The organism is Pseudonocardia ailaonensis, assembly GCF_039531635.1.
In the GTDB taxonomy this organism is placed as follows: domain Bacteria; phylum Actinomycetota; class Actinomycetes; order Mycobacteriales; family Pseudonocardiaceae; genus Pseudonocardia; species Pseudonocardia ailaonensis.
Window position 1 is genome coordinate 549,009 of the sequence record NZ_BAAAQK010000003.1, and the last position, 14,930, is coordinate 563,938.

The window sequence follows — 14,930 nt, forward strand, 5'->3', positions numbered from 1 at the left end:
GCCCGGTCGGGGGCAGCCCCGGGCCCCTGATGGGTCTACTTGCCCGCGACGATCGTCCGCAGGTGCTCCACACCCCACCGCCTGTCGAACAGCGTCGGGTCCCCCTTGTCCTCCGCCCGCAGCGCCTCGATCAACCGGACGTAGCTCTCCAGGTCCAGCGTCCGCAGCAGGTCGAGGAGCTCCGCGGCCTCCCCCGTGGCCGGCGCGACGGGGGCGACCAGGCGGTCGTAGAGGCCCACGACCTGCTCCACCATCGCGAGGTGCCGCTTCCCGGGGTCGACGGAGGGGAAGTTGGTGGCGGCGAAGTCCTCCGTGAACACGATCGGCTCGACGGCCAGTGCGTGTGCCCCGGAGGTCTGGGCGACGTGGATCAGCAGCTCGACGTCGAAGGTCTCGTCGAACGAGGTCATCTGCGGCAGGACCGGTGCCAGGGCGGCGGCGTCGAACGCCTTGAAGCCGGCCTGGGTGTCGAGGACGTGTGCCAGGTCCGGCACCAGCATCGCCCGCACGAAGTGCCGGAACAGCACGATCAGCTTGTCGGGCTTGTCGCCGGTGCTCTGCGGCTCGACCGAGGGGCCGTCGGCCTTGACCAGCACCGCGCCCTCCATCCCGTAGCGCTGGCCGAGGGCCGCGACCACGCCGTCGCCCTCGACGATCGGGGCGGCGAGGGTGCCCAGCATCGCGAGGTTCGCCGAGAGGTCCGCGTCGGTGTAGCAGACGATCTGCGCGCCCGCGGCGACGGCGTGTGCCAGCCCCGCGAGGATCGAGCCACCCTTGCGGGACTGGTCGGGAGACGTCAGCGCGTCGAAGGCCGGGCCGATCGAGGGGCCGTCGGCGATCACGTCGGCCAGCCGCACCACCGAGACCGCTCGGTGCCCCGCCGTCGGGTAGTCCTCCGCGGCGGCGATCCCGGCCATCATCTCCGCGCTCGACGGCTGGTCGGGGCAGCCGTCGTCCACGGCGAGGATGCTCCAGGTGACGCTCGGGAGCCCGGCCGTGAGCCAGTCGAGCTGCCGGACCTTCACCCGGACGAAGTCCTCCCCGTGCGCGTGCTCCTCGCGGGTGGCCATGCGGCCGGTCTCGCCGTACATCGCCCACACGACCGTGAGCGCCACCGGGTCCGTGAGCGCGGCGAGCCGGCGCCGGGACCGCGCGACCGCCCGCGCCTCCGCGGCGACCGCAGCCGGGACAGCCGTCCCGGGATCGTCGAGCAGGAGGGAGGCGAACTCGAGCACCGCCTCGTTCTGCCGGGGGTCAGTGAGGTCGCGCGGGGACTCCATGAGCGGAGAACCTAGCGGTCCCGGCCCGCCGCCCCACCGCCCCGGGACGGGCCGAGGCACAACGCCCCGGCCCGTCCGTTCACCCGGCCCGCCGCGGGAAGCGGGCCCCTCGGGGCCGCCCCGACGGAGCGGGCGCCGTGAACGCCACCCGCTCGGCGAGCTCGGCGCCGCCGCGACGGGGGAACCGCGCACCGACGGGTTGGGCGGGGACGGTCGGCAGCACCACCTCGCCGGGGACCTCCACCGCCAGGGGACCGCGGGGGAACCGCGCCCCCACCGGGTACCGCCGAACAGCAGGCCGCGCAGACGTCGCGGCATCGGGGACATCCGCCGCAGCGGGGCGAGTCGAGCCGGCGGGAGCCGGACCGGTCGGGGTCAGGGGCATCGGGATCAGGGCCGTCGGGATCACGGGCGTCGTCATCGGAACCTCCTCGTGCGGGGTCTCTCCCCGTCGTCCCGACCCTCCCGCCACCGGACACCCCGCGCCCTCCCGCCGTCGGGCCCCGCTCCGGAGGAGCCGGGTGTCCTCCGATCGGACGGGAACAGTCCGGCCCGCGCCCGGGTTGGCCCGGTCATGCCCCTTCCCGACGAGCCGCTCGAGCGCCTCGGCTTCCTCACCATCGGCTCGTTCGACGAGGCCGATCCGGCCGCGGGGCACGAGACCACGCTGCGGATGATCGAGCGGGGCGAGGAGCTCGGGTTCGACAGCGCCTGGCTGCGGCACCGGCACCTCCAGTTCGGCATCTCCTCCCCCGTCGCGGTGCTCGCGGCGGCCACCCAGCGCACCAGCCGGATCGAGCTGGGCACGGCCGTGACGCCGCTGGGCTGGGAGAACCCGCTGCGGCTGGCCGAGGACCTCGCGACCGTCGACGTGCTGTCCGGCGGCCGGCTCAACCCCGGGATCAGCGTCGGGCCCCCGATGTCCTACGACGACGTCAAGGGTTCGCTCTACCCGGACACCGCCGACGCGGAGGACTTCGGGACGGGCCGGCTCACCCGGCTGCTGGACCTGATCGGCGGAGCGAGGGCGTCGGAGTTCGCGGGCGTTCGCGGGATCGAGGAGTTCTCCGACCGGGTGCAGCCGCACTCCCCCGGCCTGCGCGGCCGCACCTGGTACGGCACCGCGAGCATCGGCTCGGCGGCACGGGCGGGCGAGCTCGGCACCAACCTGCTGACGAGCAGTGTGGTGCGTTCGGAGGGCCGCACGGACTTCGCGGAGATCCAGGCCCTGCACATCGAGGCCTTCCGCGCGGCGCACTCGACCGGTCGCGTGTCGCAGGGTCTCGTCGTGGTCCCGACGGACTCGGCGACCCCGGCGCAGCGGAGGAAGTACGAGGAGTACGCCGCGGCCCGGCTCCCGCGGACGCGAGAGCCCCAGGGCCCGGCGGGGATGATGTTCGCCCGCGACATCGTGGGCACCTCCGCCGAGATCGCGGAGCAGCTCTACGCGCACGCCGGGTTCCGGCTGGTCGGTGAGGTCGTCTTCGCGCTGCCCTTCCGTTTCGCCCCCGAGGACTACGAGCAGATCCTCACGGACATGGCGACCCACCTGGGCCCCGCGCTGGGCTGGAAGCCGCGCACCGGGGACTGAGACCCGCGCCACATCGAGCCACCGCAATCCCCCCGCGTGCGTCCTCCCTCTGGAGGACGAGTGATCGTCCCGAGCGCGCCCGGGCGGTTGCCGCGACCACGCCCGGGTCGTTCTCGGAACGATCACGTCCGTCATGGTCACGACGACCGGCACACCGGCGCGGACGGTCCAGCCCCGACGTCACGCCCGGAATGATCACGTCCGCGATGATCACGAGGTTCCGCCCGCGGCCGGGGCACGGCAGACTGCTCCGATGAGGACGGTGCGGGCCCAGGTCCCGCTGCTGGCGACAGTGCTGACCGCGCTGCTCGTGCTCGCCGGATGCAGCACGGTCGAGCGACGCGTGGGCGAGGGGCTCGCCGGGGAGTGGACCGCCGGGCCGTTCTACGAGGTGCCGAACCCGCTCCCGCCCGGCGCGCCCGGCACCCTGATCCGCTCCGAGCGCCTGCTCGGTGCGCCGAACGGCGCCGCGGCCTGGCGCGTCCTCTACCACTCGCGCGACGACGCGGGCGCGGACATCGCCGTCTCCGGGACCGTCATCGCCCCCACCGCACCGGCCCCGCCCGGCGGCCGCACGATCGTCTCCTGGGGGCACCCGACGACCGGGGTCGCGCCGCGCTGTGCCCCCTCCGTCGGGGCGGACCCGTTCGACCTGGTCGAGGGGCTGACGGACCTGATCGGCGCCGGGTACGTCGTGGCCGCGACGGACTACTCGAACATGGGCGCCCCCGGCCCGCAGACCTACCTGATCGGCACGACCAGCGGCAACAGCGTGCTCGACGCCGCCCGCGCCGCCCGCGGACTGCCCGAGGCGGGCGCGTCGAACGGCCTGCTGCTGTGGGGCCACTCGCAGGGCGGGCACGCCGCGCTGTTCGCGGGCGAGCGTGCCGCGAGCTACGCCCCGGAGCTGGCACTCAAAGGCGTCGCGGTCGCCGCGCCCGCCGCCGAGCTCGGCGCGCTGCTCGACGCGGACATCGGCGACGTCTCCGGCGTGACCATCGGGTCGTACGCCTTCAACGCCTACGCCTCGGCCTACGCGTCCCGCCCGGGCGTCGCGCTCGACTCGATCCTGACGCCGGCGGGCGCGGCCGCGACACCGGGCATGGCGCAGCTCTGCCTGATCGGGCAGAACGACCAGCTGCACGCGATCGCGGACCCGCTGATCGGCCACTACGTGAAGAGCGACCCGGCGACGACCGAGCCGTGGGCCACGATCCTGCGCGAGAACACCCCCGGCTCGGTACGGATGCCGGTGCCGCTGTTCGTGGCGCAGGGCGGTGCCGACACCCTCGTCCGCCCCGAGACGACCGCGGCCTTCGTCCAGCGCGAGTGCAGCCTCGGCACCGCCGTCACCTCGCTGGTGATCCCCGGGGTGGACCACGGCTTCGTCGCCGACGACGCCCTGTCGAAGCTCCTCCCCTGGCTCGCCGCACCGGGCGGGTCCACCTGTCCCGCCGGATAGCGGGCTCGTTGTCCGGTTGCGAGGTCGTTGTGGCCGAGAGTTCACCTCCTGCTACCTGAGGGAGGGCCCGCCGTCGCCCGGCGGACGGACCGTCATCCCCGCGTGCGCGCGCGTCCCGGACGGGTCGCGCGGACCCCCCACCGGAGACGACTGCCCCATGACGATCTCGCTGATCGTGGTCGTGGTCATCGTGACCGCGCTCCTGTTCGACTTCACCAACGGCTTCCACGACACCGCCAACGCGATGGCCACCTCCATCGCCACCGGGGCCCTCAAGCCCCGCGTCGCCGTCCTCATCGCCGGCGTCCTCAACCTCGTCGGCGCCTTCCTGTCCGTCGAGGTCGCCAAGACGATCTCCTCGGGCCTGGTCGACGAGGCGAAGATCTCCCCCATCGTGATCTTCGCCGGCCTGGTCGGCGCGATCATGTGGAACCTGCTGACCTGGCTGCTCGGGCTGCCGTCCAGCTCGTCGCACGCCCTGTTCGGCGGCCTGATCGGGGCCACGATGGTGGCCGCGGGCACCGGCGCCGTGCACTTCGGCGTGCTGCTGACCAAGGTCGTGCTCCCCGCCGTGATCTCCCCGGTGCTCGCCGGGGTGGTCGCCCTGATCGCCACCTACGTCGCCTACCGCGCCACCGCGAAGTCCGACCAGGGCACGGTCAGCCGCGGCTTCAAGATCGGCCAGATCGTCTCCGCCTCGATGGTCGCGCTCGCCCACGGCACCAACGACGCCCAGAAGACGATGGGCGTCATCACCCTGACCCTGATCACGGCGGGTGTGCTGTCGCCCGACGCCGGCCCGCCGTTCTGGGTCATCCTCTCGGCCGGCCTCGCCATCGCCCTCGGCACCTACATCGGCGGCTGGCGGATCATCCAGACCCTCGGCAAGCGGGTCAGCGACATCCAGACCCCGCAGGGCTTCGCCGCCGAGACCGCGTCCACGGCCGTCATCCTCGCGAGCTCGCACCTCGGCTTCTCGCTGTCCACCACCCAGGTGGCCACCGGCGCGATCTTCGGTGCGGGCGCGGGCAAGCGGCTGGCGTCCGTGCAGTGGGGCGTCGCCGGCCAGATGGCCATCGCCTGGATCGTGACGCTGCCCGCCGCCGCGGTCGTCGGCGCGGTCGCCGCGTGGGCCGCGTCCACCGGCACCGTCGGGACCGTGGTCGTCGCGGTCGTCGGCGTGGCCGTCGCCGCCGGCATCTACGCGGCCTCCCGCCGCCGGCCCGTCACCGCCGACACCGTCAACGACGTCCCGTCCGCCGAGCCCGCGCCCGTCGCGGCCTGAGGGGAGAACCGCCATGGGAATCGCCTGGGGATCCCTCGGGATCGTCGTGATCGTGTCCCTCGCCGTCGGCATCGTCCTGGTGGCGCTGGTGTCCTTCGCGCTGGTCGGGCTCTCGGCCCGGACCGCCCCCGCGGAGGGCGCGACCCTGGGCCCGGGGGCCGGCACCGCGGTCGCCGCGGTCTGCCTGCTCGCCGCCGTCGCGATCGTCGCCTACGGGCTCTACCTGATCGTCGCGTGAGGACCGTCCCCGATTGAGACGGCCGGGTGGCCGGGGAGGTGGAAGGCTGCTGCCACCGTCCCGGGCCGCCCGGCCCGGCCCGACCCCGACGTGGAGGCGCCCGTGATCCTCATCGTGCTCAAGGCCCGCATCAAGCCGGAGAAGCGCGAGGACTGGCTCGCCGGGATCAAGGAGTACACGGACAACGTGCGCTCGGAACCCGGCAACCTCTCGTTCGACTACTACGAGAACAGCCAGGACCGCGACGAGTTCGTCATCGTCGAGACCTTCGTGGACGGAGACGCCGGGGCCGCCCACGTCGCCCACCAGTACGTCCAGGACTTCTTCCCCTGGATGGGCACGGTCGTGAGCGCCCGCCCGCAGATCAGCTACCACGATCTCGAGGGCGATGCGTTCAACGACATGGCCGAGGTAACCCCGCAGTAGGCCGGCGTGGGGCCCCGCGGCACCGGGGCCCCACGTTCCGCGCGCCCCCGGTGCGGGTACCGCTACGGGAACCGATCGACAGGAGCCCGTCGTGCCCCGTTCCCCGCTGCCCCGTTCCCCGCTCACGACCTCTCCGCTCGCCCGCCTGCTCGGGCTCGCGACCACCGCCTACGCGGTGACCACCCTCGTCCGGCCCTCGGTGCTGACGGGGCCCACCGAGGTGGGCGAGACGCCGTCGACCGCCGTCCTGACCCGCGCCGTCGGGGCCCGCGACGCCGCCTCCGGGCTCGCGATCGCCCTCGCCCCCGGCCGCAGGTCCCTGCAGCTCGCCCTGGCCACCCGGGCCGCCTCGGACCTCGGCGACGCCGTCGCGTTCGGCACCGCGGACCTCTCCCCGGAGGCGCGGAAGAAGATCCTCGCGGTGTCGCTCGGCTGGGCGGCCCTCAACGTGGCCGCGCTGATCGCCGTCGGCAGGAGCTGATCTCTACCCTTCCGTGATCATTCCTCGGTAACCTCCGGCCCGCCGCCCCGCACCGGGAACGGTACGAATCGGACGGGGGTTCGGTGGGTAGCGTCTCTCTGCTGGACGGCTGGGTGCCGGTCACGCTGCTGGTCCTCGGCGGTGTGGGCCTGTTCCTGCTGCTGGCCCGCTGGGGACGTGGCGCGCTGGTCACCGCGGTCGTCGCCGTGCTGCTCGCCGCGCTGACGTTCCTGCTGCTCAACCCGCTGGTCGTGCACGTGCTCGATCTGCTGCCCGACCCGCTTCCGGAGCAGGTGCTCGTCTGGATGGCACTGGCCGTGGGCGCCGTGGTGCTGCTGGTCGGCGGCCTGGTGCGCACCGGGGCCGGGCGCAAGGTCGTCGCGCTCGTGTCGGGGGTGCTGCTGATCGCGGCCTGCGCCTCGCAGATCAACGTCTACTTCCAGCAGTACCCGACGATCGCGTCGCTGGGCGGCAACCCCGCGGCCGGCCAGCTGCCGGGCGGCAGCGGCCACCCGTCCGTCTTCCAGAAGACGGCGGTGGACGTCCGCTGGGAGAACGGTCCCACCGGCCCGAGCCGCATCGACACCGCCCCCATCCCCGGCACGGTCTCCGGCTTCACCGGGCGGGACGCCTACATCTACCTCCCACCCGCCTACACCGGCCCCACCCCGCCGCAGCTCCCGGTGCTGGTCCTCGTCGCCGGCCAGCCGGGCGGACCGGCGGACTGGGTGTCCGCGGGACAGCTCCAGAAGGTGATGGACGGCGTCGCGGCCAGGTACCAAGGGCTCGCGCCGGTGACCGTCGTGGTCGACCCCGACGGTTCGGACGGCGGCAACACGATGTGCATGGACTCGGACATCGCGAAGGCGGACACGTACCTGTCCGTCGACGTCCCGAACTGGATCACCGCGAACCTGGGCATCGACTCGAACCACGCGCACTGGGCCTTCGGCGGCTGGTCCTACGGGGGCACCTGCGCGCTGCAGATGGCCACGAGGCACCCGGACCTCTACCCGAACTTCATCGACATGGCCGGCGAGCGCGAGCCCGCGATCAGCGCCGACCGCACAGAGACCATCCAGCAGGCGTTCCACGGCGACACCGCGGCGTTCGACGCGCTCGTCCCGCTGACCCTGCTGGCCCAGAAGCGCTACCCGAACGTGTGGGGCTACTTCTCCGACGGGGGCGACGAGGTGGAGGTGGGTCAGTGGACGACGGAGGTGTCGACCGCGGCGCAGAAGGCCGGGATGACCGTGAAGACACAGGTGGTGCCGGGGCTGGGGCACTCGTGGGGGGAGCCGCAGGCGTCGCTGCCGGTGGCGCTCCAGTGGCTCGACCAGCGCCTCGGCCTGCGCAGATGACCCGGGCGGGGCGGGGCACGGATGTGGCGGGCATGCCCACGGCGGACCGCGGCCTGCCCTTCGAGGTCGTCGCCTCCCGGCTCGCCTCCACGCTGCCGCACGCCTGGAGACGGATCCCGTTCACCCTGTCCGTGCTGGTGGCGACGCTGCTGGTCGGGATGTTCACCCGGGCCATCTGGGAGCCCGTGTGGCGCCGCGACTGGTTCCCGCAGATCGCCTACGGCGTCCCCGCGCTGCGCGAGGGCAAGATCTGGACCGTCCTCACCGGCTGGTTCTTCTCGCTCACCCCCGGCCAGTACGCCACCGGGCTGATCATGTTCGCGCTGATCGTGGGCGCCTGCGAGATCCGGATGGGCACGCGGGTGGTCGCCGTCGCCGCGATCGCGGGGCAGATCGGCGGGGTGCTGCTGGCGTCGTTGCTGGTCTGGGCCCTGTCGGCCACCCCGTGGCCGTGGGCCGAGCACCTCGCCACGGTCCGGGACGTCGGCTTCACCACCGGGACCCTGTGCGTCCTCGCCGTGACGACGGCGGCGCTGCGCTCCCCGTGGCGGCTGCGCGTGCGGGCCGTCCTGATCTTCTACGCGGCCGTCGCGCTGCTGTTCGAGGGCACGCTGTCGGACGTCGCGCACGCGATCGCCGTCGCCGCCGGGTTCTGGGTGGGCCAGCGGTGGTTCGCCGTGGAGCCGGGGTTCGGCCCGCGCAGCCGCCGCGAGACCCGCCTGCTCGCGTTCGCCGGACTGGTCGCCATCGGGCTCACCGAGCTCGTGGTGCTGCTCTTCCCCGGCAGCGGCCCGTTCGGCCCGACCGCCGGCGACGGCACCCTGGTCGACGTCCTGGTCGACCTGCTGATCATCGCCGTGATCGCCAACGCGCTGCGGCTGGGCAAGCGGTGGGCCTGGTGGGTCGCCGTGGTGCTCGGCGTGATCAACGCGCTCACGCTCGTCATCGCCGTCGTCGGGCTGGGGTTCCAGCGGGCGCGGCCCGACCTCGACATCGAGATCTCGGCCCCGAGCGTCACCATCGGGTCGGGGCTGCTCTGGCTCGGGCTGCTGCTCCTGCTGCTGTTCACCCGGCGGGCGTTCCGCGGCCGGATCCGGCGCCGCGTCGTGGGCGGGCAGACGGGCCAGGAGGCCGAGGAGCGCGCCCGCGGGCTGCTCACCGCGGTCGGCGGCTCGACCATGTCCTGGATGACCCTGTGGCCGGAGATGCGCTACTACTTCACCAAGGACGGCCGGGGGTACGTCGGGTACCAGCGACACGCCGGCATCGCGCTCGCGCTGGCCGATCCGGTGGTGCCGGCGGACACGATCGCCGACGCGGTCCGGGAGTTCACGGAGGAGGCGGAGCGCGGCGGGCTCACCCCGTGCCTGTTCTCGGTGACGGACGCGGCGGCCGAGGCGGCGCGCGCCGCGGGCTGGCGGACCGTCCAGATCGCCGAGGACACGATCCTCGACCTGCCCGGGATCTCGTTCAAGGGCAAGAAGTGGCAGGACATCCGCACCGCGCTGAACAAGGCCAAGCGCGAGGGCATCGAGTTCCGCGTGGTCACCCTCGCCGAGGCGTCGTTCGCGATCCTCGCGCAGGTCAGGGCCATCTCCGAGCAGTGGGTCGGGGACAAGGGTCTGCCCGAGATGGGCTTCACCCTCGGCGGGGTGGAGGAGGCCCTGGACCCGGCCGTCAAGGTGGGCCTGGCGATCGACGCGGGCGGCAGCCTGCACGGCGTGACGTCGTGGCTGCCGGTCTACGGCCCCGACGGTGCGGTGCGCGGGTGGACCCTGGATGTGATGCGCCGGCGGACGGACGGGTTCCGCTCCGTCATGGAGTTCATGATCGCCTCGGCCTGCCTCGCGTTCGGCGCGGAGGGCTACGCCTTCATCTCGCTCTCGGGTGCGCCGCTGGCCCGCGGCGAGGAGGGCGTGGAGCTCGACCGCACCGACCGGCTGCTCGACAAGCTGGGCGGCGCACTCGAGCCCTTCTACGGCTTCCGCTCACTGCACGCCTTCAAGGCGAAGTTCTCGCCGCGGTACGAACCGGTGCACCTCGCGTTCCGTGACGAGGCGGATCTCCCCCGCATCGGCATCGCCCTGACCAGGGCATATCTGCCCGACGCGACGCCGCGGCAGCTCATCGCCGCGGGCTTCTCCGGGGGCGGCGGAGCGTAGAGATCGTCTTTTCTGACGATGTCGACCATGAGTCCTTGCCGTGTCCGAGAGGTGTGCGATAGGTTTCCTCCTGCACGGGGGATGCGCACTTGGGGCGCCCTGTCAGGTTCAATTCCTGTGTCCTCCACCAACGTCCGGCCGGGGCCGATCGCACACCGCGATCGGCCCCGGCCGCGTTTCCGGGGGGCCTGTGTCGCCGCGCATCGTTCCCGTCGGCCGCGCTCACCCGAGGCGCTGTCGCCCCGCGAGTCGGCACTTGCGGTCGCCCGAGTTACACATCCCGGTCGCGGGTCCACCGCGCCCGTCCGGTCACCCCGCCAGCCCGGAAGGTCACCCATGAGCGCACCCGCCCTTCCCTCCCAGCCCGCGCTGACGGACGCCGCGGCACACTCGGGCAGGCGGGTCCTCGACGCCGGGCGCGGCCAGCCGGACTGGATCGCCATCGACCCCCGAGCGGCCTTCTTCCGCCTCGGCTCGCTCGCCGTCGAGGAGGCCGCCGCGGCGGGCCCGGCCGCGGCCGGTGACGCGTACTGGGGCCGCACTCCCCCGGCCGCCGGGCTGGCCGACCGTATCCGTGCGCGGCTCGGCGACTCGGCGGGCGACCGGTTCCTCGCCGCCGCGCTGGACTGGTGCGTGGCGGAGCTGGGCGCGGACCCGGACACGCTGGTGTCCGAGCTGGTCCGCGGCACGCTCGGCGACGGTTACCCCACGCCGACCCGGATGCTGCGGCACTGCGAGGCGATCCTCGAGCGCTACCTGGTGCACGCGGTCGGGGTCGAGCCCGGTGCGCCCGGACGTTTCCACGTGTTCGGCACCGAGGGCGGCGCGGCCGCGATGGCGTACACCTTCCGCTCGCTCAAGGAGAACGGCCTGCTCGCGGCCGGCGACAAGATCGCAATCGCGGCGCCGGTGTTCACCCCGTACCTGCAGATCCCGGCCCTGGCAGACTTCGGCTTCGAGATCGTCGAGATCCAGGCGGCGCCCAACAAGGCCTACCGCTTCGAGGAGGGCGCGCTCCAGGTCCTGCGCGATCCGGCGATCAAGGCGTTCGTCGTGATCAACCCGGGGAACCCGGACACCCGCGCGATGCGCCCGGAGCGGATGAGCGAACTCGCGGAGCTGGTCGCGCAGCACCGGCCGGAACTGATCGTCGTGGCGGACACCGTGTACGCGACCTTCGTCGACGGCTTCCGCGGGCTGCTCTCCGAGCTGCCGCGCAACGTGATCTGCCTGCACTCCTTCTCGAAGAACCTGGGCGCCACCGGGAACCGGCTCGGCTTCGTCGCGGTCGCCGCGGACACCGTGCTCGACGAGATCCTCGCCGGCCGTCCCGAGGTCGCCGCCCGGTACGCGTCGGTCACGCCCGACCCGGGCTCCCTGCCGTTCGTGTCCCGCATGGTGGCGGACAGCCGCGAGGTCGCCCTCCACAACATCGCCGGGCTGGCCACGCCGGACCAGGTGCAGATGGCCCTCTTCGCCCTGTCCCACCTGCTCCCGGGCTCGGAAGAGCACACCGCGGCCCTGCGCACCGAGCTCCGTGCCCGCGCCGAGGCGCTCCTGGAACCCCTCGACCTCGCCCTGCCCGGCGGCCAGGACTCGCTCTACTACGCCCTCGTCGACCTGGAAGCGGTCGCGAGGGTGCGGCACGGCGAGGACGGCGCCAAGCGCCTCCACGCCGTCGACCCGGCCGAGGTCCCCGTCCTCCTCGCGAGGGACCACGGGGTGGTGGTCCTGCCGGGCGCGGGCTTCGGCGCCCCCACCTGGGACGTCCGCGTGTGCGTCGCCGCCCTCCCCACCGAGCAGCTCCGCGAGGTGGGCGAGGCGATCGCACAGGTCGTCGACCAGCTGTCCCGCCGCATTATGGAGCCATAACTGTCGTCTCAGGGCCCGAAAACGACAGTTGTGGCTCCATAATGGCGAATCAGACGGCGGCTCTGGAGCGTTGCTGCTGCTCGTCCATGAGCTGGTCGAACGTCTCGCGCCAGTCCTCTGCCAGGGGGTAGTCCTTGCGGGTCGCCTCCTCGATGGAGAGCTCGATCGGCATGCCGAAGGTGTCGTGCAGCTCGAAGAGGTGCGTGCCCGTGACCGTCTCGCCCTGGCGGTGGAGGCGGCGCAGCATCGACAGGCCCTTGCGCAGGGTCCGGGCGAACTGCTTCTCCTCCTTCTGCAGCACTGCGACGATCGCCGCCTCCTGCTCCGCGACCTCGGGATACACGTCCGCGTACAGCTTCCCGACGATCGGCACGAGATCGGCCGCCACCCCGGCCGTCAGCTCCAGGTCGAGGCCGAAGCGCAGGGCCCGGCGGACCAGCCGGCGCATCACGTAGCCCTGCTTGGAGTTGCCGGGCTTCACGCCGTCCGCGGCGAGGAAGGCGGCGCCTCGGATGTGGTCGGTGACCACGCGCATGGACTCGGTGAAGTCGTCGTAGGACTTCCCCGAGACCTCCTGCAGCTTCTCGACGATCGGCCACAGCAGGCTGATCCGGTAGACGTCCGGATCGTCCACCGAGGCCGCGGCGATCCGCTCGAGGCCGCCGCCGAAGTCGACGTTGTGCCGCGGGAGCTCGGCGAAACCGCCGTCGGGCTCCTTGCGGAAGGTCATGAAGACCGAGTTGCCGATCTCCAGGTACTGCCCGCCGTCCGAGTTCTGGTGGGGGTAGCGCCCGTAGCGGGTGTCGTGCTCGACCTGCGGGAAGTAGTAGAAGACCTCGGAGTCCGGGCCGCCCGGATCGCCCGCCGGCATGTCGTCCGGCCCCCCGAAGCGGCTCCACCAGTTCTTGTGCCCGTAGAAGGCGATGCGGGCGCCCTGGTTGCCGTGGTCGTTGCCGTACTCCTCGGTGTCGAGGTCGATGCGGTCGGCGCTCACCCCGCGCTCGGTGAACAGCCGCTCCCAGATCGCGGCGCTCTCCTCGTCCCGTGGGATGCCGTGCTGCGGATCGCCGATGAAACAGGAGACGTAGATGCGGTTCGGGTCGAGCCCCACGACGTCGACCAGGAAATGGAAGAGCCGCGGGATCTGCTCGGCCTTCTCGTAGTCGCCGAGGCTCCAGTTCCCGAGCATCTCGAAGAACGTGGTGTGCCGGTTGTCGCCGACCTCGTCCATGTCCTGCGCCCGCAGGCACGGCTGGACGTCGACGAGCCGGCTGCCGAGCGGGTGGTCGGCCCCCAGCAGGTAGGGCAGCAGCGGTTGCATGCCGGAACCGGTGAACAGCGTCGTCGGGTCGTCCCGCAGCACGATCGGTGCGCGCGGCACCACGGCGTGCCGGTCGCCGGCGAGCAGGTCGAGATAGGCCGTGCGGATCTCCTGTGCGTCCACACGGGCGAGATTGCCAGCAACGCCGGAATTGCAGAAGGCCCGACCGGTCACGATCGCGGAAACCGTCACGCGGCGGTGCGCAGGAATCGTTCTCGGTACCGGCCGACGAGCAGGAACAGCGCCAGCTCCACCACGACCGCAACCACCACGATCTCCGCGTCGAGATAACCCAGCGTCACGTTGACGCCGGCCAGCGCGACGAGCAGACCCACCCGCGCCGCCGCCGTCCCCACCCGGTCCCGGCCGAACAGCAGCGCACCGGCCGCCACCAGGAGCAGCACCCCGACCACGGCCTCGCCGACCGACGTGACCAGCAGGATCCCGGGATGGTTCGCCGGCGTGTAGGTCGCGTCGTTCAGCGCCACCTGGACGTCGGGATCGGAGGAGAGCAGCGCCAGGAAGATCACCAGCCCGAGCAGCGAGACCAGCCCCAGCAGGGCGCAGCCGAGGATCAGCACGATCCGGTGCGCGAACCGCGGGACGAACCGCTCGACACCCTCGACCGCCCGGGTCAGGGGGCGCCGCCGCGGGTCGCCGACCGGGCGGCCTCCACCAGCGGGCGCACCTCGGCGGCGAACCGGGCCAGGTCGGGACGGGTGGGCTCGGCCTGCAGCGCGGTGAGATCGGTGAGCAGCGCGGCCCGGTCCACGGGGCGCAGCGGCCCGTCGGCCAGGTCCTTGAGCCGCACGACGATCGAGTACGCGAGCGAGCGGGGCCGGTCCAGCGGGGCGCGGCGGGCGAGCAGCGCGACGCCGAGCACCGCCAGGAAGCAGGCGTAGATGATCGGCGCGGCGAGCGGGGTGAAGTAGTCGTTCTGCCGGGTGATGAACTTGCCGACCTCGTCGACGAACAACCCGGACCCGACGCCGGCACACACCGCCACGGTCGGCTGCACCCAGCGGTTGCTCCACAGCAGCGCCACGACCCCGCCCACCAGTAGGAGCAGCCCGCCCCACAGGGCGTGGGCCAGGTGGTACTCGCCGCCGCCGATCTGCGGGTAGCCGGTGAGCGCCAGGTAGAGCCGGGTGACGACGACCGTGACGCCGAACGCGATCGCCAGCAGCCGCACGGAGGCGGCCCCGTCCTCGCGGGGCACGGGGCCGCGCAGGCGGGGCGGGGCGGTGGGCAGGGCGGGGCGCGCGGGGGTGGGAGGCAGCGCCCCGGGCGCCGCCGGGGTGGGCTCCGCCGGAACCGGCTGGTGTGTGGTCATCGGCCCTCCTGGCGCCCGCGATGGAAGGACCGTACCCGCGGTGATCACCGGTCGGGACCCATCGCGGCCGCATACGGCGCCGTCGGGTCCGACACGGTGATCATCGCCTGTGTCCGCG

14 protein-coding genes are annotated in these 14,930 nt (G+C 73.0%); 9 read left to right on the top strand and 5 right to left on the bottom strand.

What is annotated here, in order from left to right; all coding sequences use genetic code 11:
* Positions 1 to 35 precede the first annotated feature (35 nt).
* Together ABD324_RS05285 and ABD324_RS05290 are read right to left on the bottom strand one after the other, a co-directional pair.
* The gene (locus tag ABD324_RS05285) at positions 36 to 1,280 is read right to left on the bottom strand and encodes a glycosyltransferase family protein (protein ID WP_344412911.1); all 1,245 of its coding nucleotides are present in this window, start codon (positions 1,278 to 1,280) and stop codon (positions 36 to 38) included.
* Between the two features lie 79 nt (positions 1,281 to 1,359).
* A complete protein-coding gene (locus tag ABD324_RS05290) occupies positions 1,360 to 1,701 on the bottom strand; it encodes a hypothetical protein (protein ID WP_344412913.1) in 342 nt (113 codons plus the stop codon).
* Between the two features lie 153 nt (positions 1,702 to 1,854).
* Here ABD324_RS05290 and ABD324_RS05295 point away from each other — a divergent pair, with 153 nt between their 5' ends.
* The 9 genes from ABD324_RS05295 (at position 1,855) to ABD324_RS05335 (ending at position 12,158) form a co-directional block, all read left to right on the top strand.
* On the top strand, positions 1,855 to 2,871 hold the full coding sequence (locus tag ABD324_RS05295) for an LLM class flavin-dependent oxidoreductase (RefSeq protein WP_344412915.1): 1,017 nt from the start codon (positions 1,855 to 1,857) through the stop codon (positions 2,869 to 2,871).
* 253 nt (positions 2,872 to 3,124) lie between these two features.
* Positions 3,125 to 4,333 carry a lipase family protein gene (locus ABD324_RS05300; protein ID WP_344412917.1) on the top strand — a complete coding sequence of 403 codons (1,209 nt, stop codon included), beginning with the start codon at positions 3,125 to 3,127 and terminating at the stop codon, positions 4,331 to 4,333.
* A gap of 157 nt (positions 4,334 to 4,490) precedes the next feature.
* On the top strand, positions 4,491 to 5,618 hold the full coding sequence (locus ABD324_RS05305; protein ID WP_344412918.1) for an inorganic phosphate transporter: 1,128 nt from the start codon (positions 4,491 to 4,493) through the stop codon (positions 5,616 to 5,618).
* Between the two features lie 13 nt (positions 5,619 to 5,631).
* The gene (locus ABD324_RS05310; protein WP_344412920.1) at positions 5,632 to 5,856 is read left to right on the top strand and encodes a hypothetical protein; all 225 of its coding nucleotides are present in this window, start codon (positions 5,632 to 5,634) and stop codon (positions 5,854 to 5,856) included.
* Positions 5,857 to 5,958: 102 nt separating this feature from the next.
* Positions 5,959 to 6,282, top strand: coding sequence for a putative quinol monooxygenase (locus ABD324_RS05315; protein ID WP_344412921.1), 324 nt, complete (start codon positions 5,959 to 5,961; stop codon positions 6,280 to 6,282).
* Positions 6,283 to 6,373: 91 nt separating this feature from the next.
* The gene (locus ABD324_RS05320) at positions 6,374 to 6,763 is read left to right on the top strand and encodes a hypothetical protein (protein WP_344412923.1); all 390 of its coding nucleotides are present in this window, start codon (positions 6,374 to 6,376) and stop codon (positions 6,761 to 6,763) included.
* An 83-nt stretch (positions 6,764 to 6,846) separates the two neighbouring features.
* Entirely contained in the window at positions 6,847 to 8,124 is a 1,278-nt protein-coding gene (locus ABD324_RS05325) for an alpha/beta hydrolase (RefSeq protein ID WP_344412925.1), read from the top strand.
* Between the two features lie 32 nt (positions 8,125 to 8,156).
* Entirely contained in the window at positions 8,157 to 10,286 is a 2,130-nt protein-coding gene (locus ABD324_RS05330; protein ID WP_344412927.1) for a bifunctional lysylphosphatidylglycerol flippase/synthetase MprF, read from the top strand.
* Between the two features lie 336 nt (positions 10,287 to 10,622).
* Positions 10,623 to 12,158: a bifunctional aspartate transaminase/aspartate 4-decarboxylase gene (locus tag ABD324_RS05335; protein WP_344412929.1), complete on the top strand. Its 1,536-nt coding sequence runs from the start codon at positions 10,623 to 10,625 to the stop codon at positions 12,156 to 12,158.
* Positions 12,159 to 12,207: 49 nt separating this feature from the next.
* Here ABD324_RS05335 and ABD324_RS05340 read toward each other — a convergent pair whose 3' ends face one another.
* From ABD324_RS05340 to ABD324_RS05350, 3 genes are all read right to left on the bottom strand, one after another.
* The gene (locus ABD324_RS05340; RefSeq protein ID WP_344412931.1) at positions 12,208 to 13,602 is read right to left on the bottom strand and encodes an alanine--tRNA ligase-related protein; all 1,395 of its coding nucleotides are present in this window, start codon (positions 13,600 to 13,602) and stop codon (positions 12,208 to 12,210) included.
* Between the two features lie 65 nt (positions 13,603 to 13,667).
* Positions 13,668 to 14,060, bottom strand: coding sequence for a hypothetical protein (locus tag ABD324_RS05345; RefSeq protein WP_344412933.1), 393 nt, complete (start codon positions 14,058 to 14,060; stop codon positions 13,668 to 13,670).
* Positions 14,061 to 14,113: 53 nt separating this feature from the next.
* Positions 14,114 to 14,812: a hypothetical protein gene (locus tag ABD324_RS05350; RefSeq protein WP_344412935.1), complete on the bottom strand. Its 699-nt coding sequence runs from the start codon at positions 14,810 to 14,812 to the stop codon at positions 14,114 to 14,116.
* Positions 14,813 to 14,930: the final 118 nt, after the last annotated feature.